Origin of the sequence: Pseudomonas sp. SWRI111 (assembly GCF_014268555.1) — a bacterium.
Taxonomy (GTDB): Bacteria; Pseudomonadota; Gammaproteobacteria; order Pseudomonadales; family Pseudomonadaceae; genus Aquipseudomonas; species Aquipseudomonas hamedanensis.
In genome coordinates this window covers 36,490-61,458 of the sequence record NZ_JABWQQ010000025.1, presented here as the reverse complement: position 1 = coordinate 61,458, position 24,969 = coordinate 36,490, and the positions used below count along the sequence as shown (strand labels likewise).

The 24,969-nt window shown below is 60.1% G+C and carries 19 protein-coding genes; 13 read left to right on the top strand and 6 right to left on the bottom strand.

Annotation, left to right across the window (positions count from 1 at the left end; translation table 11 throughout):
* Window positions 1–68: 68 nt before the first annotated feature.
* Window positions 69–995, bottom strand: a complete 927-nt coding sequence (gene epsC / locus HU755_RS23475; protein ID WP_186636990.1) for a serine O-acetyltransferase EpsC — start codon at window positions 993–995, stop codon at window positions 69–71.
* 189 nt (window positions 996–1,184) lie between these two features.
* Here epsC and HU755_RS23470 point away from each other — a divergent pair, with 189 nt between their 5' ends.
* The 11 genes from HU755_RS23470 (at window position 1,185) to HU755_RS23420 (ending at window position 12,856) form a co-directional block, all read left to right on the top strand.
* On the top strand, window positions 1,185–2,195 hold the full coding sequence (locus HU755_RS23470; protein ID WP_186636987.1) for a D-cysteine desulfhydrase: 1,011 nt from the start codon (window positions 1,185–1,187) through the stop codon (window positions 2,193–2,195).
* A gap of 349 nt (window positions 2,196–2,544) precedes the next feature.
* Window positions 2,545–3,345, top strand: coding sequence for a cystine ABC transporter substrate-binding protein (tcyJ, locus tag HU755_RS23465; protein ID WP_186551513.1), 801 nt, complete (start codon window positions 2,545–2,547; stop codon window positions 3,343–3,345).
* On the top strand, window positions 3,345–4,010 hold the full coding sequence (gene tcyL / locus HU755_RS23460; protein WP_186622017.1) for a cystine ABC transporter permease: 666 nt from the start codon (window positions 3,345–3,347) through the stop codon (window positions 4,008–4,010). The genes tcyJ and tcyL overlap by 1 nt, the downstream gene beginning before the upstream one ends.
* Before the next feature lie 4 nt (window positions 4,011–4,014).
* Window positions 4,015–4,764 carry an L-cystine ABC transporter ATP-binding protein TcyN gene (tcyN, locus tag HU755_RS23455; protein ID WP_186551515.1) on the top strand — a complete coding sequence of 250 codons (750 nt, stop codon included), beginning with the start codon at window positions 4,015–4,017 and terminating at the stop codon, window positions 4,762–4,764.
* Window positions 4,765–5,238: 474 nt separating this feature from the next.
* The gene (locus tag HU755_RS23450; protein ID WP_186636984.1) at window positions 5,239–6,003 is read left to right on the top strand and encodes a hypothetical protein; all 765 of its coding nucleotides are present in this window, start codon (window positions 5,239–5,241) and stop codon (window positions 6,001–6,003) included.
* A gap of 348 nt (window positions 6,004–6,351) precedes the next feature.
* On the top strand, window positions 6,352–7,593 hold the full coding sequence (locus HU755_RS23445) for an SfnB family sulfur acquisition oxidoreductase (RefSeq protein WP_186636981.1): 1,242 nt from the start codon (window positions 6,352–6,354) through the stop codon (window positions 7,591–7,593).
* Between the two features lie 23 nt (window positions 7,594–7,616).
* Window positions 7,617–8,810, top strand: a complete 1,194-nt coding sequence (locus HU755_RS23440; RefSeq protein ID WP_186622011.1) for an SfnB family sulfur acquisition oxidoreductase — start codon at window positions 7,617–7,619, stop codon at window positions 8,808–8,810.
* Window positions 8,810–10,168, top strand: a complete 1,359-nt coding sequence (locus HU755_RS23435) for an LLM class flavin-dependent oxidoreductase (RefSeq protein ID WP_186636978.1) — start codon at window positions 8,810–8,812, stop codon at window positions 10,166–10,168. Before HU755_RS23440 ends, HU755_RS23435 begins: the two co-directional genes overlap by 1 nt.
* Window positions 10,169–10,288: 120 nt before the next feature.
* A complete protein-coding gene (locus tag HU755_RS23430; RefSeq protein ID WP_186636975.1) occupies window positions 10,289–11,098 on the top strand; it encodes a MetQ/NlpA family ABC transporter substrate-binding protein in 810 nt (269 codons plus the stop codon).
* A gap of 2 nt (window positions 11,099–11,100) precedes the next feature.
* Window positions 11,101–12,222, top strand: a complete 1,122-nt coding sequence (locus HU755_RS23425; protein WP_186636972.1) for a methionine ABC transporter ATP-binding protein — start codon at window positions 11,101–11,103, stop codon at window positions 12,220–12,222.
* Complete coding sequence (locus tag HU755_RS23420) at window positions 12,212–12,856, top strand: methionine ABC transporter permease (protein WP_186636965.1); 645 nt, start codon at window positions 12,212–12,214, stop codon at window positions 12,854–12,856. Before HU755_RS23425 ends, HU755_RS23420 begins: the two co-directional genes overlap by 11 nt.
* A 74-nt stretch (window positions 12,857–12,930) precedes the next feature.
* On the opposite strand, the gene HU755_RS23415 is transcribed toward HU755_RS23420, so the two are convergent.
* Window positions 12,931–15,762 carry an RHS repeat-associated core domain-containing protein gene (locus tag HU755_RS23415; protein ID WP_346655442.1) on the bottom strand — a complete coding sequence of 944 codons (2,832 nt, stop codon included), beginning with the start codon at window positions 15,760–15,762 and terminating at the stop codon, window positions 12,931–12,933.
* Window positions 15,763–16,271: 509 nt separating this feature from the next.
* On the opposite strand from HU755_RS23415, the gene HU755_RS23410 reads away from it, so the two are divergent.
* Together HU755_RS23410 and HU755_RS23405 are read left to right on the top strand one after the other, a co-directional pair.
* Window positions 16,272–16,628, top strand: a complete 357-nt coding sequence (locus HU755_RS23410) for a hypothetical protein (RefSeq protein WP_186636962.1) — start codon at window positions 16,272–16,274, stop codon at window positions 16,626–16,628.
* 137 nt (window positions 16,629–16,765) lie between these two features.
* Complete coding sequence (locus HU755_RS23405) at window positions 16,766–17,392, top strand: bifunctional 2-polyprenyl-6-hydroxyphenol methylase/3-demethylubiquinol 3-O-methyltransferase UbiG (RefSeq protein ID WP_186636960.1); 627 nt, start codon at window positions 16,766–16,768, stop codon at window positions 17,390–17,392.
* 1 nt (window position 17,393) lies between these two features.
* Here the strand turns inward: HU755_RS23405 and HU755_RS23400 are convergent, their stop codons facing one another.
* The 4 genes from HU755_RS23400 to HU755_RS23385 all read right to left on the bottom strand — a co-directional run bounded on the left by HU755_RS23400 (window position 17,394) and on the right by HU755_RS23385 (window position 24,956).
* A complete protein-coding gene (locus HU755_RS23400) occupies window positions 17,394–19,643 on the bottom strand; it encodes a glycoside hydrolase (protein WP_186636957.1) in 2,250 nt (749 codons plus the stop codon).
* Between the two features lie 89 nt (window positions 19,644–19,732).
* Entirely contained in the window at window positions 19,733–22,795 is a 3,063-nt protein-coding gene (locus tag HU755_RS23395; protein WP_186621997.1) for an efflux RND transporter permease subunit, read from the bottom strand.
* Entirely contained in the window at window positions 22,792–23,856 is a 1,065-nt protein-coding gene (locus HU755_RS23390; RefSeq protein WP_186636954.1) for an efflux RND transporter periplasmic adaptor subunit, read from the bottom strand. The genes HU755_RS23395 and HU755_RS23390 overlap by 4 nt, the downstream gene beginning before the upstream one ends.
* Window positions 23,853–24,956 carry an efflux RND transporter periplasmic adaptor subunit gene (locus tag HU755_RS23385; RefSeq protein WP_186636951.1) on the bottom strand — a complete coding sequence of 368 codons (1,104 nt, stop codon included), beginning with the start codon at window positions 24,954–24,956 and terminating at the stop codon, window positions 23,853–23,855. The genes HU755_RS23390 and HU755_RS23385 overlap by 4 nt, the downstream gene beginning before the upstream one ends.
* Window positions 24,957–24,969 lie beyond the last annotated feature (13 nt).

The window sequence follows — 24,969 nt, the reverse complement described above, 5'->3', positions numbered from 1 at the left end:
AACGCATTCCAATGTGGGAGCGAGCCTGCTCGCGAAGAGGCCTGAAGCAACAATATAAATTCACAAACCTACTTCTGCGTCCCGTCATCATGCTGCAGATTCGCCTGGGTCAGATTGCACCCCGCCGGCACGCTGCGCGTCAGCCAGACGTTGCCACCAATGGTCGAGCCCTTGCCAATGGTAATCCGCCCGAGAATGGTCGCCCCGGCGTAAATCACCACATCGTCTTCGACGATCGGATGGCGCGGATGGCCCTTTTGCAACTGGCCGTCCTCATCCGCCGGGAAGCGCTTGGCCCCCAGGGTGACTGCCTGATAAATACGCACGCGTTCACCGATAATCGCGGTCTCGCCGATTACCACGCCGGTGCCGTGGTCGATAAAGAAACTGCGGCCAATCTGCGCCCCGGGGTGAATATCGATGCCCGTGGCCGAATGGGCGATTTCCGCGCTGATCCGCGCCAGCAGCGGCAGCCCGGCGCGGTACAAATGGTGCGCCAGACGATGATGGATGACGGCGAGAATGCCCGGATAGCACAACAGCACCTCATCGACACTGCGTGCCGCCGGATCACCGTGATAGGCCGCCAGCACGTCGGTATCGAGCAACGTGCGCAGACCCGGCAATGCCAAGGCGAAATCCTGCACGATCTGGATGGCGCGGGCTTCGACTTCGCTATCGTCCTGCGCGCTGTGCCGGGCGACATAGCGCAGTTCCAGCCGCGTCTGCGCCAGCAACGCATTCAGCGCGACATCCAGGGTGTGGCCGACGTAGAAATCCTCACTTTCCTCGCGCAGGTCCACCGGACCCAGACGCATCGGAAACAAGGCGCCGCACAGCGCTTCGAGAATCTCCGCCATCGCCGCTCGCGACGGTAACTCGCGTCCGCCCTGCTCGCCGGAGGCCCGGCCGTTCTGTGCGCGCCACTGATCCCGCGCACTGCGTAGCTGGCCGACGATGGTCTGTAGTTGCCAATGGCTGGAACGCTCGCTCACGGTAAAGACTCCTCACGGGCGGCCGGACTGTCTGGCCGCGTCACCGCAACTACTTTAAGGGATGCCTGCCAGGGCGAATTAAGAACCGATAGTGCTGTGCTCAGTTCGTTTGGCTATAAGCGATTGGCGGTTGCCCCTGCAAAAGGGCGTGCCTATAGTCCGTTTATCTCTCTGCGCCAGTACGGAACCATGTTTAAACAACCGCTCAAACAGCAACTGGAACGCTTTAAATGCCTCGACCTGCTTAGCCACCCCACCCCGCTGGAAAAACTTCCGCGCCTGTCCGCGTGGCTCGGCCGCGAGGTGTACATCAAGCGCGATGACCTGACGCCGCTGGCCATGGGTGGCAACAAATTGCGCAAACTCGAATACCTCGCCGCCGATGCGCTGGCCCAAGGCGCCGACACGCTGATCACCGCCGGTGCCTTGCAATCGAACCACGTCCGCCAGACCGCCGCACTCGCCGCCAGGCTTGGCCTTGGTTGCGTGGCCCTGCTGGAAAATCCGCTGGGCACCGATGACAGCAATTACACCGGCAACGGCAACCGCTTGCTGCTTGATCTGTTCGACACCAAAGTCGAATTGGTCGACAACCTCGACAACGCTGACGAACAACTGGCCGCCCTCGCCGTGCGCCTGCGCAGCAATGGCAAGAAACCCTATCTGGTGCCGATTGGCGGGTCCAACGCACTCGGTGCCTTGGGTTACGTGCGCGCGGGTCTGGAGCTGGCTGAGCAGATCAAGGACAGCGGCCTCGATTTCGCCGCTGTGGTGCTGGCTTCGGGCAGCGCCGGGACGCACAGCGGTCTGGCGCTGGCCCTGCAGGAAGCGTTGCCACAATTGCCGGTGATTGGTGTGACCGTTTCGCGCAGTGAAGAAGATCAGCGGCCGAAGGTGCAAGGTCTGGCCGAACGCACGGCAGAGCTGCTCGGCGTCGAGCTGCCGGCCAGCTTCAAGGTCGAGTTGTGGGATGAATACTTCGCCCCGCGTTATGGCGAACCGAATGCCGGCACACTGGCCGCGGTGAAACTGTTGGCGGGTCAGGAAGGTCTGCTGCTTGACCCGGTCTACACCGGCAAGGCCATGGCCGGTCTGCTCGACGGCATTGGTCGCCAGCGCTTCGAGGACGGCCCGATCATCTTCCTGCACACCGGTGGCGCGCCGGCGTTGTTTGCGTACAAGGACTTCCTGACCACCTGATCCTCTTGGCTGCAGACAATCCTGTGGCAAGGGAGCTTGCTCCCGCTGGGGTGCGAAGCGCCCCGAAACTCAGCCATCACTGAGTTCAATTGGATTGTGGTGGCAGATTTTGCGTCTGCTGCGCAGCCGAGCGGGAGCAAGCTCCCTCGCCATAGATATATTCGATAAAAGACTAAAGGATCAGTAATTTAGTATTTTCAAGTCTAACGACGTCGTCATATAGTCTCGCCGCAGGCGAATTTCGGGCGAGACGCATAAGCTGCTTTAAGGCAGGATAGCGCTGTCGTTCAACATCACGAATTTGCCTACTTCCTTAAGCGTCTTCCATAAGAAAACACAGGGGCTTGTCATGAATTTTTCCGCACTACGTCGCACTCTGCTGGTCGGCTCGCTGGGCCTGGCGCTGAGCACCGGCCTGATCACCCAGGCAGTGGCCGGTGAGCAGTTGCAGCAGATCAAGGACAAAGGCGTTCTCAACGTCGGCCTGGAAGGCACTTACCCACCGTTCAGTTTCGTCGACGAAAACGGCAAGCTGTCCGGTTTCGAAGTCGAGCTCTCCGAAGCCCTGGCACAGAAACTCGGCGTCAAAGCCAAGATCCAGCCGACCAAATGGGACGGCATTCTCGCTGCGCTGGAATCCAAGCGTCTGGACCTCGTGGTCAACCAGGTCACCATCTCCGATGAGCGCAAGAAGAAGTACGACTTCTCCGAACCGTATACCGTCTCCGGCATTCAAGCCCTGGTGCTGAAAAGCAAAGAAGCGGCATTGAACATCAAGACCGCTGCCGACCTGTCCGGCAAGAAAGTCGGTGTAGGTCTGGGGACCAACTACGAGCAGTGGGTCCGCGCCAACGTGCCGGGTGCCGATGTGCGCACCTACGACGATGATCCGACCAAGTTTGCCGACCTCAACAACGGTCGCACCGACGCCATCCTGATCGACCGTCTGGCCGCGCTCGAATACGCCAAGAAAGCCCCGAAAACCGTGGCCGCCGGTGAAGCCTTCTCCCGTCAGGAATCCGGTATCGCCCTGCGTAAAGGCGAACCTGAACTGCTGGCTGCGGTGAACAAGGCTCTCGGCGAACTACGTGCTGACGGCACTCTTGAGAAGCTGTCGAAGAAATACTTCAACGCAGACGTTACTAAATAATGGAAGAAGCTTTCCAACTCGCGCTGGATTCCGCGCCCTTTCTGTTGAAGGGCGCGTACTACACGGTAGTCCTCAGCCTCGGCGGGATGTTCTTCGGCCTGCTGCTGGGCTTCGGCCTGGCGCTGATGCGCCTGTCGCGCTTCAAGTCGGTCAGTTGGCTGGCACGCATCTATGTGTCGTTTTTTCGTGGCACGCCGTTGCTGGTGCAGCTGTTCGTAATTTATTACGGCCTGCCACAAATGGGCCTGGAACTCGATCCGCTGCCAGCAGCGCTGATCGGCTTCTCACTGAATATGGCCGCCTACGCCTGTGAAATCCTGCGCGCTGCGATCGGTTCGATCGAACGGGGCCAGTGGGAAGCCGCTGCGAGCATCGGCATGACCCGTGCGCAGACCTTGCGCCGGGCCATCCTGCCGCAAGCCATGCGCACGGCATTGCCGCCGCTGGGCAACAGCTTCATTTCACTGGTCAAGGACACCGCGCTGGCTGCCACCATTCAGGTACCGGAACTGTTCCGCCAGGCGCAGTTGATTACCGCCCGGACTTTCGAAGTCTTCACCATGTATCTTGCCGCCGCGCTGATCTACTGGATTCTGGCCACAGTGCTTTCGCACTTCCAGAACAAGTTGGAAGAGCGGGTCAATCGGCACGACCAGGAGTCTTGACCCCATGATCGTCGTGGAAAAACTGACCAAGCAATTCAAGGGTCAAGTGGTGCTCAACGGCATCGATCTGCAGGTGCAGGAAGGCGAGGTGGTGGCAATCATTGGCCCCAGCGGCTCGGGTAAAACGACGTTCCTGCGCTGCCTGAATTTCCTTGAGGAGCCCAGCAGCGGCCGGATCAAGGTCGGCAATATCGAAATCGATACCCGTCGCCCGTTGAACCAGCAGCAGAGCCTGGTGCGTAACTTGCGCCAGCACGTCGGCTTCGTGTTCCAGAACTTCAACCTGTTTCCCCATCGCACAGCGTTGGAGAACGTCATTGAAGGCCCGATCGTGGTCAAGAAGATGCCACGCGACGAAGCCACTGCCCTGGGCAAAAGGCTGCTGGCCAAGGTTGGCCTCGCCGGCAAAGAGGATGCCTACCCGCGCCGCCTCTCTGGCGGTCAGCAACAGCGCGTGGCGATTGCCCGGGCGCTGGCGATGGAGCCGGAAGTGATCCTGTTCGACGAGCCGACCTCGGCCCTCGACCCGGAACTGGTCGGTGAAGTGCTGTCGACCATCCGCAGTCTGGCTGAAGAGAAGCGCACCATGGTGATCGTCACCCACGAGATGGGTTTTGCCCGCGACGTGGCCAACCGGGTAGTGTTTTTCGATAAAGGCGTGATTGTTGAACAAGGTGAAGCCAAAGCACTCTTTGCCAATCCGAAAGAGCCACGCACCCAACAGTTTCTCAGCAAGTTTCTCAACCACGCCTGAGAACTTTCACCGCGCTACCGACAACTTCCACGGATGGAAGTTACCCCCGCCTCAATGAAACATCGCCGTACACTCCCCTCCTGATAAAAACTATCAGATGCGTGAACTATTCATGTTCCGCAACAGATAATCCTTGTCTGGCAACACCCCGCACTGCTGTGAATGCCTGCAGATTAACCTGCGTTAAAAAACATAAAAACGCCTTGGTTACGTGGCTTGTTTCGCCATCAGACCTAGGCATTCTGCGGTGCAGCCGTAGGAACTTTCTGATTAAACCGTAATTCACGAGTTAACTAAAGCCGTCTATTGACACCGCGACCAACGCCCTCTTATCTAGTCGACAACTGGCCTCTATTAGTTCAACCAACCCGTATTCAACTTGAATAAAAGCTCCAGGTTTTATTGCCAGTTTATTCACGCCCTTTTGTTCTTTCAGAAACGGACTTCGCTGCAAGGCTTCAAGGAGAGAAATCGATGACCCGCACTTCGCATACCCCCGAACTGGCAGCGCCGACTCTGGCGCCAGCGCAAAAAACCGCTATCAACCTGGCCGCCGCGGCACACCTGTTCGTCGAGGTTCCGCCCTACCCCGAAATGGACTGCGGGGACCTCATCGAACTGTTCTGGAACAAGTGCTATGTCGCCTCCCGCGTGCTGACAACCGAAGACGTCGGCACCACAGTCAGCCTGCGCGTGCCGGAGAGTTTCATCGCCAGCGGCGCCGCGCGCATCCACTACCGGGTCATGCAGGTCGGCCATGGCCCCGCGCTGTCGGCGGCGACTCGGGTGCAGGTCAAACTCGATTGTCCCGGTGGCCAGCCATCGACACTCTGCGGCGATGAAAACCAGCAATTGGCGCCCGTTACCCTCCCCGACGCCATTCGCCGCCAGGGCGTCAATCCGAACCAGATCAAACGCGGCGTGCCACTGACTATCGAACCCTATGTGAACATGGCCGAAGGCGACGAAATCACCTTGCGCTGGGGCGATGTGCGCATGGACCTGACTCCGGTCACGGCGGCGGATCTCGACCTGCCGATTCAGGTCTGGGTGCCGCCGGCGGTAATCGTCGAAGCCGGTGAAGATCTACGCCTGGACGTGACCTACTGCGTCATCGACCGGGTTGGCAACAACTCGAACTGGGCGCCACCACGGACGCTGAAAATCGGTTGTGTAAACCCATACCTCAAGGTGCCGCTGAAACCAGCACTCAAAGCCGCCGAACCCATAAACAAATGACTGTGACCAGCGGGCCTCGTGTCGAGGGGATTATCCCCGTTGGACTGCGTAGCAGCCCCCTTCATGGGCTCGCTTCGCAACTTGGCCTGGAAAAATCCCCGCCCCACAAGGACTCCTCGATAAATGGTTAACCGGACAGCCAACACACCCTTCTATACATATTCCTAAAAGTTAGTTTATTTAATTTTTATACACGCTTAGGGTATATGCACCGGACCACCGGACATTCTTTCAATCGTCGCACTTCGCGGCGTTTTTCATGAAATGTGAGGTAGGTAGCATGGTCCGGAACACAATCACCCCAGTGCAGATCGCCAGGGCATTGCGTGCAGCCAGGGAGCGGCGCTGATGTCCAGTCTGGCCGATGCAAACGTCCAGTCGGATCTGGACATCGCCCCACTGTTGTTGCCCGCACAAGTCTTGCGCAACGACGCCCAGGCCATCCAGGCCGCCCGGGAACTGGCGCAGGTCGCTCGCGTACAGGCGGCCAAACGCGATCGCCAGCGCAAGTTGCCGTGGTCGGAAATCGAACAGTTCACCCGCAGCGGCCTGGGCAGTATTGCCATCCCGCGCGCTTACGGCGGCCCGCAGGTTTCGTTCGTGACGCTGGCCGAGGTGTTCGCAATCATTTCCGCCGCCGATCCGGCGCTGGGGCAGATTCCGCAGAACCAGTTCGGCATCCTCAATCTGGTGCTCGGCAGCGCCACCGAAGCGCAGAAGAAACAGCTGTTCCAGAGCGTTCTGGAAGGTTGGCGCATCGGTAATGCCGGCCCGGAGCGCGGCACTAAAAACACCCTGGAACTGAAAGCGCGGATCACCGCCGACGGCGACGATTACCTGATCAACGGCCAGAAGTTCTACTCCACCGGCGCTCTGTTTGCCCATTGGGTCGCGGTGAAAGCGCTCAACGATGACGGCAAGCAAGTGCTGGCCTTCGTCCGTCGTGGCACACCGGGCTTGCGCATCGTTGACGATTGGTCGGGCTTCGGCCAGCGCACCACCGCCAGCGGCACGATTTTACTCAACAACGTGCGCGTCGACGCTGCGCTGGTGGTCGACAACTGGAGGATCAACGAAAGCCCGAACACCCAAGGTGCCGTGTCGCAGTTGATCCAGGCAGCAATCGATGCCGGTATCGCCCGTGGCGCCATTGATGATGCGATCGACTTTGTCAAAACCCGCGCGCGGCCATGGATCGATGCCAAGGTCGAGCGCGCCAGCGATGACCTCTACGTGATCGCCGACATCGGCAAACTGAAAATCGAACTGCACGCCGCCGAAGCGCTGCTGCGCAAGGCCGGGCAAGTGCTCGATCAGGTGCACGCCGCGCCGCTCACCGCCGAATCCGCCGCACGCGCCTCGATTGCCGTGGCCGAGGCGAAAGTGCTGACCACCGAAATCTCGCTGCAGGCCAGCGAAAAGCTTTTCGAACTGGCCGGCAGCCGCGCGACTCTCGCCGAATTCAATCTTGACCGCCACTGGCGCAACGCCCGCGTGCACACCCTGCACGACCCGGTGCGCTGGAAATACCACGCGGTCGGCGCCTTTCGCCTGAACGGCACGTTGCCTGCTCGTCACTCCTGGATCTAACGACCGGACATCTGGAGAAGCACATGACTTTTTCTCACCCCGTCGCAGTCATCACCAGCGATGAGCAAGCCCTGATCGTCGCCAGCGACCTGGCCGAAGATTTCAAACGCGACAGTGCCCTGCGCGACCGCGAACGTCGCCTGCCCTTGGCGGAACTCGAAGTATTTTCCCGCTCCGGCCTATGGGGCATCAGCGTGCCGAAGGCATACGGCGGCGCTGGCGTATCCAATGTCACCCTGGCCAGGGTCATCGCGCTGATCGCTCAGGCCGACGGCTCGCTGGGGCAGATTCCGCAGAACCATTTCTACGCACTCGAAGTGCTGCGTGTTAATGGAAGCGACGAGCAGAAACGGCGGCTATACGCCGAAGTCCTCGCCGGCCAACGCTTCGGTAATGCGCTGGCGGAACTGGGCACCAAAACCGCCCACGACCGTGTCACCAGCCTCAAGCGTGACGGTGCTGGCTACCGCATCAATGGTCGCAAGTTCTACGCAACCGGCGCGATCTATGCGCAGCGCATTCCGACGTCCGTGGTCGATGAGCACGGCGTGCAGCAATTGGCTTTCGTCCCGCGCGACAGCAAAGGCCTGACCGTGATCGATGACTGGAGCGGCTTCGGCCAGCGCACCACCGGCAGCGGTTCGGTGCTGTTCGAAGATGTGTATGTAGCGGCTGACGATGTGCTGCCGTTCCAGAGCGCTTTCGAACGCCCGACCACCGTCGGTCCGCTCGCGCAGATTCTTCACGCCGCCATCGATACCGGTATTGCCCGCGCTGCTTACGAGGATGCGCTGCATTTTGTGCGCAGCAAGACGCGGCCATGGATCGACTCGGGCAACGACAACGCCAGCGAAGATCCGCTGACGCTGAAGAGCTTCGGCCATCTGAGCATTCGCCTGCACGCCACCGAAGCCCTGCTCGAACGCGCCGGCGAATTTCTCGATGCCGCGCAAGCCGACACCAATGCCGAGACCGTCGCCGCTGCCTCGATTGCCGTTGCCGAAGCACGGGCGATCAGCACAGAGATTTCTCTCGCCGCCGGCAGCACACTGTTCGAATTGGCTGGCAGTCAGGCCACCCTCAGCGAGCACGGCCTCGACCGTCACTGGCGCAACGCCCGGGTGCACACCCTGCACGACCCGGTGCGCTGGAAGTATCACGCGGTGGGCAACTACTACCTCAACGATGAAAAGCCGCCGCTGCGGGGGACCATCTGATGCCCGCTGCGAAAAAGAAGATCCTGCTCAATGCGTTCAACATGAACTGCATCGGTCATATCAACCACGGCTTGTGGACGCATCCGCGCGATACCTCGACCCGTTACAACACCATTGAGTACTGGACAGAACTGGCGCAGTTGCTTGAGCGCGGGCTGTTCGACGGCCTGTTTATCGCCGACATCGTCGGCGTGTATGACGTCTACCAGAACTCGGTTGACGTGACGCTGAAAGAGTCGATCCAGTTACCGGTCAATGATCCGCTGCTGCTGGTTTCGGCAATGGCGGCCGTCACCAAAAATCTCGGTTTCGGCCTGACCGCCAACCTCACTTACGAACCGCCGTATCTGTTCGCCCGACGCCTGTCGACGCTCGATCATTTGAGCCGTGGGCGGGTCGGCTGGAATATCGTCACCGGTTATCTGGACAGCGCCGCCAAAGCCATGGGCTTGCGCGAACAGGTCGAACATGACCGCCGCTACGACCAGGCCGACGAGTACCTTGAGGTGCTCTACAAACTTTGGGAAGGCAGCTGGGAAAACGGCTCGGTGCTCAACGACCGCGAGCAGCGCATCTATGCGCAGCCCGACAAAGTACACAAAGTCGAGCACACCGGCGAGTTCTATCAGGTCGAGGGTTATCACCTCTGCGAGCCGTCACCGCAACGCACACCGGTACTGTTTCAGGCCGGCAGTTCCGATCGCGGTTTGCTCTTCGCCGGGCGTCATGCCGAGTGCGTATTTATCAGCGGCCAGAACAAGCCATCGACCAAAGTGCAGGTCGACAAGGTCCGCGCCAGCGCCGTCGAAGCCGGGCGCAACCCCGAAGATATCAAGGTGTTCATGGGCCTCAACGTGATCGTCGGCGCCACCGAAGAAGCGGCGTGGGCCAAGCACGCCGAGTACCTGAGCTACGCCAGTGCCGAGGCAGGCGTGGCGCATTTTTCCGCATCGACCGGCATCGATTTTTCCCAGTACCAGATCGACGAACCGATCCAGTACGTGAAGAGCAACGCCATTCAATCGGCGACGAAAAACCTGCAGAACAACGACTGGACCCGACGCAAGTTGCTCGACCAGCACGCCCTCGGTGGTCGCTACATCACGGTGGTCGGCTCGCCCGGGCAAGTCGCCGATGAGCTGGAAGCGTGGATCGCCGAAACCGGTCTCGACGGCTTCAACCTGACCCGCATTGTGACCCCGGAGAGCTACGTCGACTTTATCGAGCTGGTGATTCCGGAGCTGCAGCGGCGCGGGTCGTACAAGACCGCGTATGACAGCGGCACCTTGCGCGAGAAGCTGTTTCACGCGGAGGCGCAGTTACCTGAGCAACACACCGGATCTTCGTACAGGCATTAAAAGCTTCGCGAGCAGGCTCGCTCCTACAAGGGGAACGCATTCCAAATGTAGGAGTGAGCCTGCTCGCGATGAGGCCGCAACAGACACCAAAAATCCACGCGCTGACTGGAAAAAACCACCATGACCCAGAAAATCCTGTCCCACCCAGTCAAAGCACTGGCCCTGGCCTTCGGCCTGTTCAGTTCGGCGGTGTTCGCCGCCGATGCGCCGCTGAAAATCGGCACCACCGCCGCGTTTGCCATCCCTCTGGAGGCCGCCGTCGAGGAGGCCTCCAAACAAGGCCTGAAAGTCGAACTGGTGGAGTTCACCGACTGGATCGCGCCCAACGTCAGCCTCGCCGCCGGCGACATCGACGTGAATTATTTCCAGCACCTCCCGTTCCTCGAAAACGCCAAAGCTGCGTCGGGTTTTGACCTGGTGCCGTTCGCACCGGGAATCATCAACAACGTCGGCCTCTATTCGAAGAAATACAAAAGCTTCGAAGATCTGCCGGAAGGCGCGAGCGTCGCCATCGCCAACGACCCGATCAACAGCGGTCGCGGCCTGCAATTGCTGGCCAAGGCCGGGTTGATCACGCTGAAACCGGGGGTGGGCTACAAAGCCACCGAGGATGACATCGTCGCCAACCCGAAAAAGATCAAGATTCTGCAAGTCGAAGCCGTGCAACTGGTGCGCGCCTATGACGATGCCGATCTGGTCCAGGGCTACCCGGCCTACATTCGCCTGGCGAAGACCTTCGATGCCGGTTCGGCGCTGCTGTTTGACGGCCTCGATCACAAGGAATACGTAATCCAGTTCGTCATCCAGCCGAAAAGCAAAACCGACCCGCGCCTGATCAAGTTCGTCGACATCTACCAGCATTCGCCAGTGGTGCGCGCGGCGCTGGATAAGGCCCACGGCAAGCTGTATCAAGCCGGCTGGGAAAGCTGAGCATGACGGCCGCGATCCAACGGCGACTGGCCATTCCAGAGCCACACAACGCTGAAAAGACCGAGCTTCATCCTGAACTCAATCGCGCCCATGTGCGCTTCATCGGCCTGGGCAAAACCTATAACGGTCGGCAAGGCCCGGTCGCGGCATTGCAGGGCATCGATCTGGCGATTCAGCGCGGTGAAGTGTTCGGCATCATCGGCCGCAGCGGCGCTGGCAAATCGTCGCTGATCCGCGCGATCAATCGTCTCGAACAACCGACCTCGGGCCGGGTGTTGATCGATCAGGTGGACATTGGCGAGTTCGATGAAGATCGCCTCGTCGCATTGCGCCGGCGTATCGGGATGATCTTCCAGCATTTCAATCTGATGTCGGCCAAGACCGTTTGGCAAAACGTCGAATTGCCGCTGAAAGTGGCGGGCGTACCGAAAGAGCAACGCGAGAAAAAGGTCCGCGAACTGCTCGAGCTGGTTGGCCTGCAAAGCAAGCACAAGGCATATCCGGCGCAACTGTCGGGCGGGCAGAAACAGCGGGTCGGCATCGCCCGCGCGTTGGTACATGATCCGGACATTCTGCTCTGCGACGAAGCCACTTCGGCGCTCGATCCGGAAACCACGCAATCGATCCTCGGCCTGCTGCGAGAGATTAATCAGCGCCTGGGCCTGACCATCGTTTTGATCACCCATGAAATGGCGGTGATCCGTGAAATCTGCGACCGCGTGGTCGTGCTTGAGCACGGCCGTATCGTCGAGCAAGGCCCGGTCTGGGAAGTGTTTGGCAATCCGCAGCACGAGGTCAGCCAGACCTTGCTCGCACCGCTGCAACACGCGTTGCCGGACGATGTGAAAAACCGTTTGCATGCGCAAGCGCCATCGCCCGATGCCGCCGTGGTGCTGCGCTTGCAGTTCACCGGCAGCGCCGCTGGCGAGCCCGATCTTGCCGCACTGTTTGCGGCGCTGGGTGGCCAGGTGAAGCTGCTTCACGGCGGCGTTGAGCGCATTCAGGGCCATGCGCTCGGGCAACTGTTGTTGGCCGTCAGCGGCTCATCGCTCGACGCCGGACAATTACGTGAAAGCGCCGGGCAGTGGGCGCAACGGGTGGAGGTACTGGGCTATGTGGTTTGATCGCTTGCTGCAGGGCTTTATCGATACGTTTTTGATGGTCGGCGTGTCTTCACTGATCGCGCTGCTGGTGGGGATTCCCATGGCAGTGATTCTGGTCACCAGCGACAAGGGCGGCATCTACGAGGCGCCGCTGTTGAACCGTGCGCTGGGCGCCTTCGTCAATCTGTTCCGCTCAATCCCGTTCCTGATTCTGATGGTTGCGCTGATTCCGTTCACCCGGTTGATCGTCGGCACCACTTACGGTGTGTGGGCGGCGGTGGTGCCGCTGACCATTGCCGCGACGCCATTTTTTGCACGGATTGCCGAAGTCAGTCTGCGCGAGGTAGACCATGGTCTGATCGAGGCCGCGCAAGCGATGGGCTGCCGGCGCTGGCATATCGTCTGGCATGTGTTGTTGCCTGAGGCGTTGCCGGGGATTGTCGGTGGTTTCACCATCACCCTGGTGACGATGATCAACTCCTCGGCCATGGCCGGTGCGATTGGTGCGGGCGGTTTGGGTGATATCGCTTATCGCTACGGCTATCAACGTTTTGACAGCCAGATCATGTTGACGGTGATCGTGTTGCTGGTGGCGTTAGTGGCGGTGATTCAGTTGGGTGGAGATCGGTTGGCTCGCAGGTTCACCAAACGCTGAGGCGAGATCAACGGTCGCAGCCCTTTAGCCAAAGTTAGTTACCTTTTTGGAAATTGGGCTGCCCCTTGGCTGCGTTAACTCCTACGCGGTCCAGGAGTCTGTAATAAAAAATCACCTTGCTTAATCTTCAAACCCCCAGGGACTGCAATCTGCGGACGATAAAAAATATTAATTACTTGACTTAGATTTTCCAACGGTCGATCGCCGGCGGTCCATTCAACAACAGCGTCCTGTGTATCTGGACTCAGGGAGCTAAGATCTACAGCAATTTTTAATCCCAATCCTTTGAGCATGTCTGCGCCGTAAAATAACAAATCAGCTTCAGTATCCGGACGAAGTCCAACTCTTTGTAAAAAATTTTCTACACCATATTCTTGAGTAAGTAAGTCCGCCATCCAAGGGAGACTTTTTAAGCGCTCGCTGCTCGCGTCACGGTTATTGGGTCGCATTAAATCCCCCACCTCCATATGAGCATAATCGGATTTTTCCCCCAGTTTTTCCAAAGAGGCACTATAGCGAAAATCGCCAAATCGAGATTTTGTTTTCCCTGGTATCTTTCCTGCTTCCAAAGCAAAAAAGGAAAAATCGTGATTTCCATAGTTGGGAATATTCCCCCCCATGGAGTTACCCTCATAGTCAACATCCCCTCTTTCATTCTGTAAAGTGACTAAAGTTTTAAAATACACTCCCTCCTCCGTCGTAAAATCGGCTTTACTGAAGTGCGTAATCGAATATTCAGACAATGGCACATTAAAAAACCTATCAGCAAAGTTCCTCTGCAGCTCACTTTCAATTTCATCCTCCAACACCAAAATATTTTTTGTCGATAGGCGATTTATTGTATCGACGCCACTTTCATTGCTGCGACCCAGGCCTTCCCATACCAGCCCTTGTTTAAACATGCGACCGTAAGCATGTTCAACGTCAGCCGGGATTTCGCCTACTGCGCCTAAGACATCCAGCCTAGTTAATGGGTTGTTACTTACAAAGCGGTATTGGTTAAGCCCATCAATAGACCCACCAGGATCTGTATTGGTCCACCGCTGCAACCACGGTGCGTAATATCGATAACCATAATAATAAAGCCCCGTCGCATCCCGCTCCTTAGCCGAGTAATGGATAGTTTTGTACGTCGCCACCAAGGCGCTTTTACCCGCCCAGCACGCCGAACCGCCAAACGGGTAATAATACTCCTGACTTAATACCCTTGCTTCATCGTCCAGCTCCAAATTGCTGGAACCGAGATGGTCACACAAGCTGTAACGCAGTTGATCGCCTTCAGCGTCAGCGGGCCAATGCAGCATTCGCACCTGATTACGCCCAGCGTCGACGCTGATTACATGCCGCTCTTTTCCGTCCGTTTCGTGATGCACTTCAAGGCCCGGCAGATAACGCACTTCTGATCTAAGAACTTGCCCGGATGCCTGGCTCGAGTAGGTTTTACGCAACCGATGGCCGGAGCGGTCGTAGGCATAACATTCATCGTCATCCGGCTCTTTCTGGCGTTGCACCATCGTCACTCGTCTCAATTGATTGCGCACATCCCAACTCATGGCCTGTCCGCGCTGAAGCTCCAGTTGATTGCCGGCCTGGTCAAACCCTTCGCCGATCTGCGGTTCCCCGGGCAGGGAACCATCGTCGCGCTGCGCAAGGCTTCGATTGCTATAAGCAGAGGTAAACATTGAAAACCCCGGCGCACCGCTGTGGTGGCGGGTGATCAGATTACCCGCTGCGTCGTAATCGAATTTCTGCGTGTAGTTGCGCCGTTGATTGGGGTCCAGCGGCGTTGGCAGCAGATCCGGCAATGCCGGGCCATGGCTCGGCTTGCTGACCTCCCAGCCGCTGGCCTCGACGAGCTGATAAAGGCTGTCGTAGCGATACCAACTGACCGGATCGATTCGCTGGTTATTGAAGTACGACACGGCTTGGGTTTTATCTTCAAGGCTGATGATGTTGCCAACCGGATCGTAGACATAATTCAGATCCTGCAATGCAGGTCGCGCGCCGACACTGGCGAGCAGTCTGAGCAACCGGCCGTCATCACGGCTGTATTCGGCACGGGCGATGACGCCGTTGCCGGCCGTCTCACTTTCGATCTGACCCTGCGCGTTGTAGCGAATGGCACTGGCCAGGCACTTCGGCTGCCTGCCGTCGCCGGCCTGCAACAGCCAGGTTGCGCAAGATTGCCCGGCCACGTTGTAGTGCTGCGTGCTGATGTTGCCCATCGCGTCGGTGTGATGCTGCAACTCGCCTGTCGGATTGAAAGTCTGCCGGGTGACGTAGGTTGTTTTCTCGAGGTAGTCATCCCGCCGATCGGGTTCGATTGGCCAGTCAGGCGTCTCCAGCTCAATCAAAAAACGTCGCGACTCCACCAGCACTGCGCCGCCGAGGCCGTAGTCATTGAAATGCCGATTGCCGGCAGGGTCATCGTGGCGGATCGGACGGCCGCATTGATTGTGCTGGGCGCAATCATCCGTGGCGCTGCCATAAGTCCAGCGCTCGACCACGCAGGACTGCCCCTCATGCGCTTGCTCAGTCAGCGCCAGCGGACGCTGCAGATCATCGTATTGGCGATGACTCTGGCTGCCACGCGCATCCCAGTCAGAACAAACCGACCCCGCTTCATTCAACAGCCGCACCTGCCAGCCAGCGTCAACGCTGTCTGTGAACAATGCCTGGCCACTCAATGCGTAGCTTGTGGTCAGATTCGGCTTCGGCGCAACGCCCCACAACCGCGGATCCCACGACGCCACCTGGCGCCCCGCGTTATCAAACACCTGGCGGGTGATGCGCGCGTCGATGTCGGGTTTGTCCGGATGCCGACAATAGGCAACGCTACGAATTGCCAATGCGCGCGGGTCAATGACCGACAAGGTCGGCGTGGTGGTGTCGCGGCGAGTGTTCACGGCTACGCGAGTCCTCGGGTCAGTGTCCCCCATACTGAGCCGGTTTTCCTTGGTTCGATACTGTAACAACTAACAGGTGCTAAGCTGCGTGCAACGCGATGGCTCATGGCCACCGAACTCATCTGATGACGTCGCTGGTTACGAATAAAAGGCAAGATCCCTGGTGAAAACCAGACATTTCCCACAGGTAATTTTCCGTTTCACCGGGCATGACCACCGCCCTTTGCAGGACGATTCCTAGATTATTTTCGACGCTTGTGCCCGAAATATCCCGTAGCTAATCTCCGACCGTCACTGTTCGGCAGTGACCGGGTGTAGTCGCTCGGATTCGCTGGGCGTGCAGTCAGACCTGACATCAGCAGAGAGTTTTCATCTGATGGATGGCGGCTGGGCGCGGGGCACTTTCAAGTGCGCCGATGCTTGTGATCAGCGACTGACCCGCGTGCAGCCGCCGCCTGCTCGTTTAGTCGCGAAATGGTTGGCTCCCACTTGAAGTCAGGAGTTTACCTATGGAAAAACATCTTCCCGATCCTCCGTTCAACCTTGCCTCTCACCAGAACTTTACTGCGGATCTGCTCAAGGATCGCTCCGCCCTTTGCCGAGCAGTGGACACCCATCTGGCCGGCAACCCCATGAACCTGCCAGGGCAAAAACGCGTGTACAGCATCAGCAATGATGTATCGCTGGAGGACGCCCAGTTGTATGTCGCCGACCTGCTGCGCTGCGCCTCGGTGACTGTGCACCAGTGTGGCGATCATCTCGGAGGCGAAGATCGGGCCATGGTGTTCTCGGTCTGGCATTTGCTGGAGATGGCCAAGGCGATGGTCGATCGCTCGATCGACTGTCTGGAAATGAAACGAAGCTGAAGCCCGCTCTGAGGATCGAAGATTTGGGCAGCGCCAGCAGCGCTTGCAGTAACCCCGCTGGCGCTGCCCAAGTCGGCGATCTTTCAAGCGCGAAAACGCTTATAGTCAGGCCTGACTTCGCCGACACAGCCCCGATCATGAAACAGACGCCTACCGACCTCGAACAGATTACCGCCACGACCCTGGGCCACTACAACTCAGTGGCCGAAGACTTCCGTGAAGGCACCCGCGACCACGACGTCAGCCAGAACATCGATGCGTTGCTGCGCCACATCAGGTCGCAGGCGCCGTTCACGATCCTCGATTTCGGCTGCGGCCCGGGGCGCGACTTGCAGACGTTCACGCGAATGGGGCATGTCGCCGTCGGTCTCGACGGTTCGCTGGAATTCGCGCGGATGGCCCGCGAGGACAGCGGTTGCGAGGTCTGGCAGCAGGACTTCCTCAAGCTGGACTTGCCGACCGCGCGCTTCGACGGCGTCTTCGCCAACGCCACGCTGTTTCATGTGCCCTCGCAGGCGTTGCCGCAGGTGCTCAAGCAATTGCACGGCACGCTGAAAGCCGATGGCGTGTTGTTCAGTTCCAATCCGCGCGGGGACAATCGTGAGGGCTGGAACGGCCCGCGATACGGCGCCTACCACGACCTTGAAGCCTGGCGTCGATTGCTGACGGATGCCGGGTTCGTCGAACTGGAGCACTATTACCGTCCCGCCGGGCTGCCCCGCGAGCAGCAGCCGTGGCTGGCCAGCGTCTGGCGCAAGGTCTGATTCACGGCGCGGCGAGCGCTTCGTAACGGCTGACCGAACCTTGCGGTGTCAGCGCCGTCACGCTATGCCCGGGCAGCGTCTGCCCCTCCACTTCACGCAGGTCGGCGCCAAAGTTGGCAATCAGTCGCGTGCCGTCCTCGAACGTGGTCTGCTGCACTTTTCTGTCCTCGCTCAGCCACTCGAAAGCACTGAGCGCCTGGGTCGCCAGTCGCTCGTGCAGCGGACGGAAAAACCGCTCCTGACGCGCAATCAACGGCAACCGCTGCGCAAGGGTCGTTGCACTCAGGTGATATAGCGGTGGCACGTTGTAGAGCAGCTGCGCGAGTTCGTTTTCGATGCGCACGTTGCTCAATTTCAGGTTGTCGAACAGCCAGTGATGGCTAGTGATGATCGATCCGTGAAACACCGTTTGGTACAGCGGTAAACGGTTCTCGGGTTCAAAGTGAATGCGCCGATACGACGCCTTCACCGGCACCGGCTTGAAGAACACTGCCGGTTGTTCCGGTGGATACCACTGACCGACGAAGAACGGCGAGCCGGGTTCTTGCATCTCGCCATCGCCCCAACCGATCACCGGCGTCTGCATGCCATGGGCAAACAGCAGGCCACGGGCGGTGGTCGCGTTGCCGTCCTCGGATCCGCTCGGCACTCGCAGGGTTTCGTTGAGCCAGCGGGAGGCCGCGACATTGCCTTCGGCGTTCTGCGCCTGGGTCATGGACGCGCCGGGACGATAACTGTCGAACACCATGCCAGCGGCGTAAGCATCGAGAAACCAGCTGTTGAACCCGGCAGCCTGCTGAATGGCGCGTACGCGTTGCTCCAGTAGCGGTCGCACGCACCGCGGATCGGTGTAGTGGCCCGCCTCCTGAAAACCGCGTTTCAGCGCACCGCCCTCCAACACAATTGCGCAATCGCGGTTTGCCCGGTCGCCCAGGTGCGCAGTGGTCCAGTCCGGGTTTTCGTCACCGCGCAACGCTGTCTCGTAGGAGTCGTACGGCGCGATCAGATAGCCCGCCTTTACCGCAGCGCGAACCGCTTGCGGATGCCACAGCCCGCCCTCCCAGCCTTCGCCGAGTCCCAACCACAAACGCGACAACCCGGCGTCCTGCAGTTGCTGGATGGTACGTTGCGACAAGGTGCTGCCCCAGCGCGTCGAGTCGGACGTCAGCGCATCCGCCAAGGCAAGGGCCAGTTGCGCGCGCACCTCGGCGTAACCGTTGACCAGCGCCGACATGTCCGGGACCGCTTGAGCCTGCCAGGTCTTGCGTGCCTGAGTGTTCAATGCCTGGTTGAGACTGCGCAACAGCAGGCTCTGCTGATAGCGGTTGAGCAAGGTCTCGCTCGCGATCAGTCGCAGCGCTTCAGCATCCATTGCGGCGCGCAGCTCGCCGGCAAGCGGCGCCGAACCACGCAAACGGGCGAGCAGCAGCGGCCAATTGCGCACGTCGTCCGGCCCCAACAGACCGTTGCCCCACAAGTAGACGTGGCTGGCACCCAGCAGCTTGCGGGCCTGCGGGGTTTTCGCGAACTTGTCCTGCAAGGTTTCGTACTGGCCACTGTCGATCAGCCATTGCTTGTAGCGTCGGGCGCCGGCCAACGGTTCGGCAGTGCCGAGAAACAGGCGGAACGTCAGCGGCCTTGAGGGTTCAAGCGAGGTGAAGCGGTGCCGCGCCGATAACGCCAGCGCATCGCCGTCCGCAGTGAAGCGCAGCTGATTGTGATAAGGCTCGGTCATCAGCCAGTGCAGGCTGAACCCGGCATGCGCCATCCCCCACAGCGGCAGGCTCAGGTCCTGGGTGGTATCGAGTGCGCCTTGGTTGATCAGGAACCGGCGCCAGACGGGATCGCCACGGGGCACGTAATGCCCTTCGGCAAGCGGCCAGATCAGTGCCTGGCCCATCGCACTGGCGGGCTGATGCAAAAACTCGAGTTCGGAAGGCGTCCGCGCGGTGATCGAGAACGACACCTCGCGCTGGTCCAGCTCGACACTGAGCGCCCAGACACCTCCATCCCACTGCCAGTCGAGGCGGTTGTCGCGCCTGTTCAGTTGGCTGACCGTGTGCCGCAGCCCACCGGTCGAGGCCTGCACGGCGGGGCGGCCGGTGGGTTCGACACGTACCGCCAATGTCGCCGGATCGACCGCGACTCGCCACAGCGCGTTTTCCAGCAGGACTTCGGCCAGCGATGACGGCGACAGACTCAGGCCCGCCAGCAGCAGGAGATGGCGCAAGCAGCCAGCAACGGTCGACATCGGACGTCCCTCCTCAAATGAAGGAGGGACGTTAACCCAAGCCGTTGCTGCTGTAAGTCAGACCATTCCCAAAGATGCGTGGCCCGCCATCACCGCGCCGCCTGCTCGTCCTTCTGCGGTTCGCGGATCTTGTACCAGGCCACATACAGCGCCGGCAGGAACAACAGCGTCAGCAGCGTTGCCACCACGATCCCGCCAATCATGGCGTAGGCCATCGGCCCCCAGAACACTTCCCGGGCAATCGGGATCATGCCCATGCTCGCGGCCGCCGCGGTCAGCAGGATCGGCCGGCGCCGGTGTTCAGTCGCTTCCACCACCGCATCCCAGGGCGCATAGCCTTTCTGTTCGAACTCATCGATCTGCGTCACCAGAATCACCGAGTTGCGGATGATGATGCCGATCAGCGCGAGAATCCCCAGGATCGCCACAAAACCCATCGGCGTACCGGTCGGCACCAGCGCCAGCACCACGCCAATCAGTCCCAGCGGCGCGACACTGGCCACCAGGAACATCTTCTGCACGCTGTGCAACTGGATCATCAGGAAGGTCGCCATCAGAAACAGCATCAACGGCAAGACCTTGGCAATCGGCCCCTGGGCCTTGCCGCTTTCCTCGACCGTACCGCCCGTGGCGACCTTGTAACCGACCGGCAATTTGGCCGCGAAGGCGTCAATCGACGGCTTGAGCAGTTTCACCAGATCGGTCGGCTGGATCTCGTCACGCACCGACGCCTTGATGGTGATGGTCGGCAAGCGATCGCGACGCCACACCAGCGGCTGCTCCAGTTCATAGCGCACGGTGGCGAACGCCAGCAGCGGAATCGAGGTGCCGCTCGGCGTGACGATTTGCAGGTTTTGCAGGGTCTCCGGCGTCCCGCGCTCGGCATCTACCGCACGGCCGACGACGTTGATCAGGTAGATGTCGTCATCGACCTGGGTCAAGGGTGCGCCGCTGACGATGCTGTTCATCAGGTTCGCCACGTCTTCGGAGGACAGCCCGAGCTGGCGTGCCTTGTCCTGGGCAATGTCGATGCGCAGGACCTTGCCCGGCTCGTTCCAGTCATAAATGATCTCGCCGATGTGCGGGTTCTTGTCCAGTTCGGTCGCCAGATCGATGGCGTGCCTGCGCACCTGATCGACGTCCTTGCCGCTGACCCGGTACTGGATCGGACGGCCCACTGGCGGGCCCATTTCCAGCGCCTGCACGTAGCTGCCGATGCCGACGAAGTCTTTGTGCAGACGCTCGCGCAGGCGCTGGCTCAATGCCTCGCGGGCTTCGAAATCCTTGCTGACGATCACCAGTTGCGCGTAGTACGGGTTTTGCAATTGCTGGTCGAGGGGCAGGTAGAAACGGATCGCGCCCTGGCCGATGTAAGTACTCCAGCGCACGATGTCCGGATCGCCCTTGAGGGTCGCTTCGAGCTTGTCCACCGCTTTGCGGGTTTCGTCGATCGAAGCGTTTTGCGGCAGGTTCAGATCAACCAGAATCTCCGGACGGTCCGAGGCCGGGAAGAACTGGTTCTGCACAAAGCGCATGCAAAACACCGCCAGCACGAACAACAGCACGGTAATGCCGATGGCCCACCAGCGGTTGCGCATGGCCCACAACAGACCGCCATTGAAGGCGCGACCGATGCGCCCCGGCTCGGCAGCGTGCGGCTTCACATTGGCGCTGAGGATGTGCACACCAATCACTGGCGCAAAGAACACCGCCACCACCCACGAGACGATCATCGCCACCGCGATCACCGCAAACAGGGTGTAGGTGTATTCACCCGCGGAGCTGGCATTGAGGCCGATGGGCACGAAACCGGCGACGGTCACCAGCGTACCGGTGAGCATCGGGAAGGCCGTCGAGGTATAGGCGAACGTCGCCGCCTGCTCCTTGCTCTCGCCCATTTCCAGGCGCGTGACCATCATTTCCACGGTGATCATCGCGTCGTCCACCAGCAGACCAAGGGCGATGATCAGCGCGCCGAGGGAAATCCGCTGCATGGTGATGCCGCTGTATTCCATGAACACAAACACCATCGCCAGCACCAGCGGGATCGAACAGGCCACCACCAGACCGGCACGTACGCCGAGGCTGATGAAGCTCACCACCAGCACGATGATCACCGCTTCGAACAAGGCGCTGGTGAAGCCGCCCACTGCCTCTTCGACCACCACCGCCTGATCGGACACGGTGTGCACGCCGACGCCTACCGGCAGGTCCGCGGTGAGTTGGTCGATGCGCGCGTGCAAAGCCTTGCCGAACTCCTGAACGTTGCCGCCCTTTTGCATGGCTATCGCCAGGCCAATGGCCGGCTTGCCGTCGAAACGAAATTCCGGCGTTGCCGGATCGACGTAGCCACGGCTGATATCGGCGACATCAGCCAGACGATAAAAACGGTCATTGAGCTTGAGGTTGACCTCGGCCAGATCCTTTTCCGAAGCGAACTGGCCCGAGGTGCGCACGGAAATCCGCTCGGGACCGGCCTCGATCACCCCGGCCGGGGTCACGGCGTTCTGCGATTGCAGACTTTGCACGACCTGGCGCTGATCAATCCCCAGCGCGGCCAGTTTGCGGGTGGAGAAATTCAGGTAAATGACTTCGTCCTGCTGGCCGACCATTTCGATCTTGCCCAGCCCCGGCACATTGCGAATCTCGGCCCGCGCCTGCTCAACGTAATCGCGCAACTGGCGCATGGTCAGGCCGTCGGCGGTAAAGGCGTACACCGAGCCGTACACGTCACCGAACTCATCGTTGAAGCCCGGCCCTTGAATTCCCTGGGGAAACTGGCCGCGAATGTCGTCGATTTTCTTGCGCACCTGGTACCAGATTTCCGGGATGTCCTTGGCACTGGTGGTGTCGCGCAGGTACACGTACACCGTCGATTCGCCGGGGCGCGTGTAGCTTTTCACGTAGTCGAGGGAGTCGAGTTCCTCGAGTTTTTTCTCGATGCGATCGGTGACCTGCTTGAGGGTTTCCTCCTGAGTCGCGCCCGGCCACTTGGTCTGGATTACCATGGTCTTGATGGTGAATGACGGGTCTTCTTCGCGGCCCAGATTGAAGTAGGAAAACACCCCCATGAGCAATCCGACGAACATCAGATACCAGACGAATGACTGATGCTTGAGGGCCCATTCGGAGAGGTTGAAAGAGCCTTTCATTGACTGTCCTCGTCAAGTTTTACCGATTGTCCGGGTTTGAGACTGTTGACGCCGGCGCTGACCACGCGCTCGCCATCCTTCACACCGCCGGCCAGTACCACGCTGCTGTCGGTGCGGCTGATGATCGTGACGTCGCGAGGGCTGACGGTTTTGCTCTGGGTATCGATCACCCAGATCCGCGCTTTGCCCTCGACCTCCTGCAACGCCGTGGCGGGTAACTCGATACGCGGTTTGATCGCTGAGCTGAGGGTCACACTGATTGCCGTGCCGAGGCGAAAACCGTCCGGTGTATCGGTCAGGGTCAGACGTGCGCGGCGGGTACGCGTGGCGCTCTGTGCCTGGGGTTCGATCTCGCGGATGATCGCCGTGGTGTGGATGCTCGGGTCGAGCTGTGCAGCGACCGAAAACACCACGTCGTCGGGAAGCTGATCGACCAGCGTGTCGGGCAGGTCGATCACCGCCTCCTTGATGTCCGGTTGCGCCAGCGTCACCACTTGCTGCCCCGCCGTCACCACCTGCCCGGCCTCGGCGCTCCAGGCGGTGACCACCGCTTTGTGGTCGGCACGCAGTTCGGTGTAGCTGAGTTGGTCCTTGCTCTGGTTGACCGCCGCGCGTGCCTGGTCCAGGGAAGCCTGGGTGGTTTTCAGATCCGTGTTGGCAACGTCCAGTTGCGCCTGGGCGCCGACGCCGCGATCGAACAGCGCCTGCTGCCGCCGTGCGTTGGCTTGCGCGTTGATCAGTTGCGCCTGGACCCTGGCCAGATCGCCCTGAGCCGAGCGCAGCTGATTTTGCTGATCGGACGGATCGAGGGTCGCGAGCAACGTGCCCTTCTGCACCTCGGCGCCGACATCGACGTTACGACTGGCGATACGCCCGCCGACGCGGAAACCGGTATTGCTCTCGTAGCGCGCCTGGATGCTCCCGGCAAAGCGGCCGAGATTTTCCTCGCTCAAGGCTTCGACCTTGACCGACAGCACCGGCCGCACTGGCTCCGGCGCGGCTTCCTTTTCCGAGCAGGCGGTGAGTATCAGCGCCATGCACAACAGCCCGAAACGCTTCATGGTTGCGCTCCCGGTTGCAAATCCTTGTAAGTGTTTTCGGCGATTTCGACTTTCATCCCCGGGTGCAGCAATTGCCCTCCGGCGACGATGACTTTTTCGCCGCCCTTGAGACCTTCGCTGATGATGACTTTGCCGGTCAGGTAGCGGCCAACCGTGACGTTGTGCAATTGCGCTTCACCGTTGCCATCGACCATCCAAACGGCCGGCGCGCTGATGTTCTTGGTCAGTGCCGACCATGGCAACTCGACCGCCGATTTGCCCGAGCCTTTGGCCGTGGCGCTGACCACTGAGCCGAGCTGCATGCCCGGCGGCAGTTTGTCGAGGCTGACCTTGACCTGCACGGTGCCCGATTGCGCCGATACCGCCGGGGTAATCTCGCGCACGGTGCCGGTGGTTTTGACCTGCGGATTATCGAGCAGGCTGACCACAATCGAACGCTCTGCCGGGCGCTCGGCGAGTAGCGATTCGTAGACGTTGAACACCGCGTCGCGGTCGCCATCACGGGCCAGGCTGAAGATCGGTGCGGTGGCCTGCACCACCTGGCCCACTTCGGCCTGGCGCTCGGTGATGATCCCCGGCGCATCGGCGATCAACGCGGTATAGCTGAGCTGGTCCCTGGCGTTGGCCAATTGCGCCTGGGCGGCGCTCAATGCGCTCTGGCTGCTGCGCAACGCCGCTTGTGCCGAATCGTATTCGCTTTGGCTGGTGTAGCCCTTGGGCAGGAGCTTTTGCTGACGGACGAACGCCGCCGCTGCCTGCTTCACGCGGGCCTGTTCGGCGACGACCTGGGCCTGGGCGGAATCAACGTTGGTCTGCAGATCTTTCGGATCGAGTCTGGCTAGCACCTGTTTGGCGGTGACGCGGTCGCCGACGTCGACCATGCGCTGGATGATCTTGCCGCCAACGCGAAATGACAATTGCGTCTGCACGCGTGCCTGCACATCACCGGTGAGGGTCACCGCTGCGGCGTAGTTCGCCGGTTCGACCTCTTGCACAAAGACCCTAGGCAAGTATTCCTGAGCAGGTTTCTTGTCGCCGCAAGCGGTGAGCAACGCCATGGCGCCCAACGCCATCAGCAATTTCAATCCGGGACCCGCCATGCACACTCCTTGG

Coding starts and splice junctions, on each gene's coding strand:
- HU755_RS23470 (WP_186636987.1), top strand. CDS start 1,185: ATGTTTAAACAACCGCTCAAACAGCAACTGGAACGCTTTAAATGCCTC.
- tcyJ (WP_186551513.1), top strand. CDS start 2,545: ATGAATTTTTCCGCACTACGTCGCACTCTGCTGGTCGGCTCGCTGGGC.
- tcyL (WP_186622017.1), top strand. CDS start 3,345: ATGGAAGAAGCTTTCCAACTCGCGCTGGATTCCGCGCCCTTTCTGTTG.
- tcyN (WP_186551515.1), top strand. CDS start 4,015: ATGATCGTCGTGGAAAAACTGACCAAGCAATTCAAGGGTCAAGTGGTG.
- HU755_RS23450 (WP_186636984.1), top strand. CDS start 5,239: ATGACCCGCACTTCGCATACCCCCGAACTGGCAGCGCCGACTCTGGCG.
- HU755_RS23445 (WP_186636981.1), top strand. CDS start 6,352: ATGTCCAGTCTGGCCGATGCAAACGTCCAGTCGGATCTGGACATCGCC.
- HU755_RS23440 (WP_186622011.1), top strand. CDS start 7,617: ATGACTTTTTCTCACCCCGTCGCAGTCATCACCAGCGATGAGCAAGCC.
- HU755_RS23435 (WP_186636978.1), top strand. CDS start 8,810: ATGCCCGCTGCGAAAAAGAAGATCCTGCTCAATGCGTTCAACATGAAC.
- HU755_RS23430 (WP_186636975.1), top strand. CDS start 10,289: ATGACCCAGAAAATCCTGTCCCACCCAGTCAAAGCACTGGCCCTGGCC.
- HU755_RS23425 (WP_186636972.1), top strand. CDS start 11,101: ATGACGGCCGCGATCCAACGGCGACTGGCCATTCCAGAGCCACACAAC.
- HU755_RS23420 (WP_186636965.1), top strand. CDS start 12,212: ATGTGGTTTGATCGCTTGCTGCAGGGCTTTATCGATACGTTTTTGATG.
- HU755_RS23410 (WP_186636962.1), top strand. CDS start 16,272: ATGGAAAAACATCTTCCCGATCCTCCGTTCAACCTTGCCTCTCACCAG.
- HU755_RS23405 (WP_186636960.1), top strand. CDS start 16,766: ATGAAACAGACGCCTACCGACCTCGAACAGATTACCGCCACGACCCTG.
- HU755_RS23400 (WP_186636957.1), bottom strand. CDS start 19,643: ATGTCGACCGTTGCTGGCTGCTTGCGCCATCTCCTGCTGCTGGCGGGC.
- HU755_RS23395 (WP_186621997.1), bottom strand. CDS start 22,795: ATGAAAGGCTCTTTCAACCTCTCCGAATGGGCCCTCAAGCATCAGTCA.
- HU755_RS23390 (WP_186636954.1), bottom strand. CDS start 23,856: ATGAAGCGTTTCGGGCTGTTGTGCATGGCGCTGATACTCACCGCCTGC.
- HU755_RS23385 (WP_186636951.1), bottom strand. CDS start 24,956: ATGGCGGGTCCCGGATTGAAATTGCTGATGGCGTTGGGCGCCATGGCG.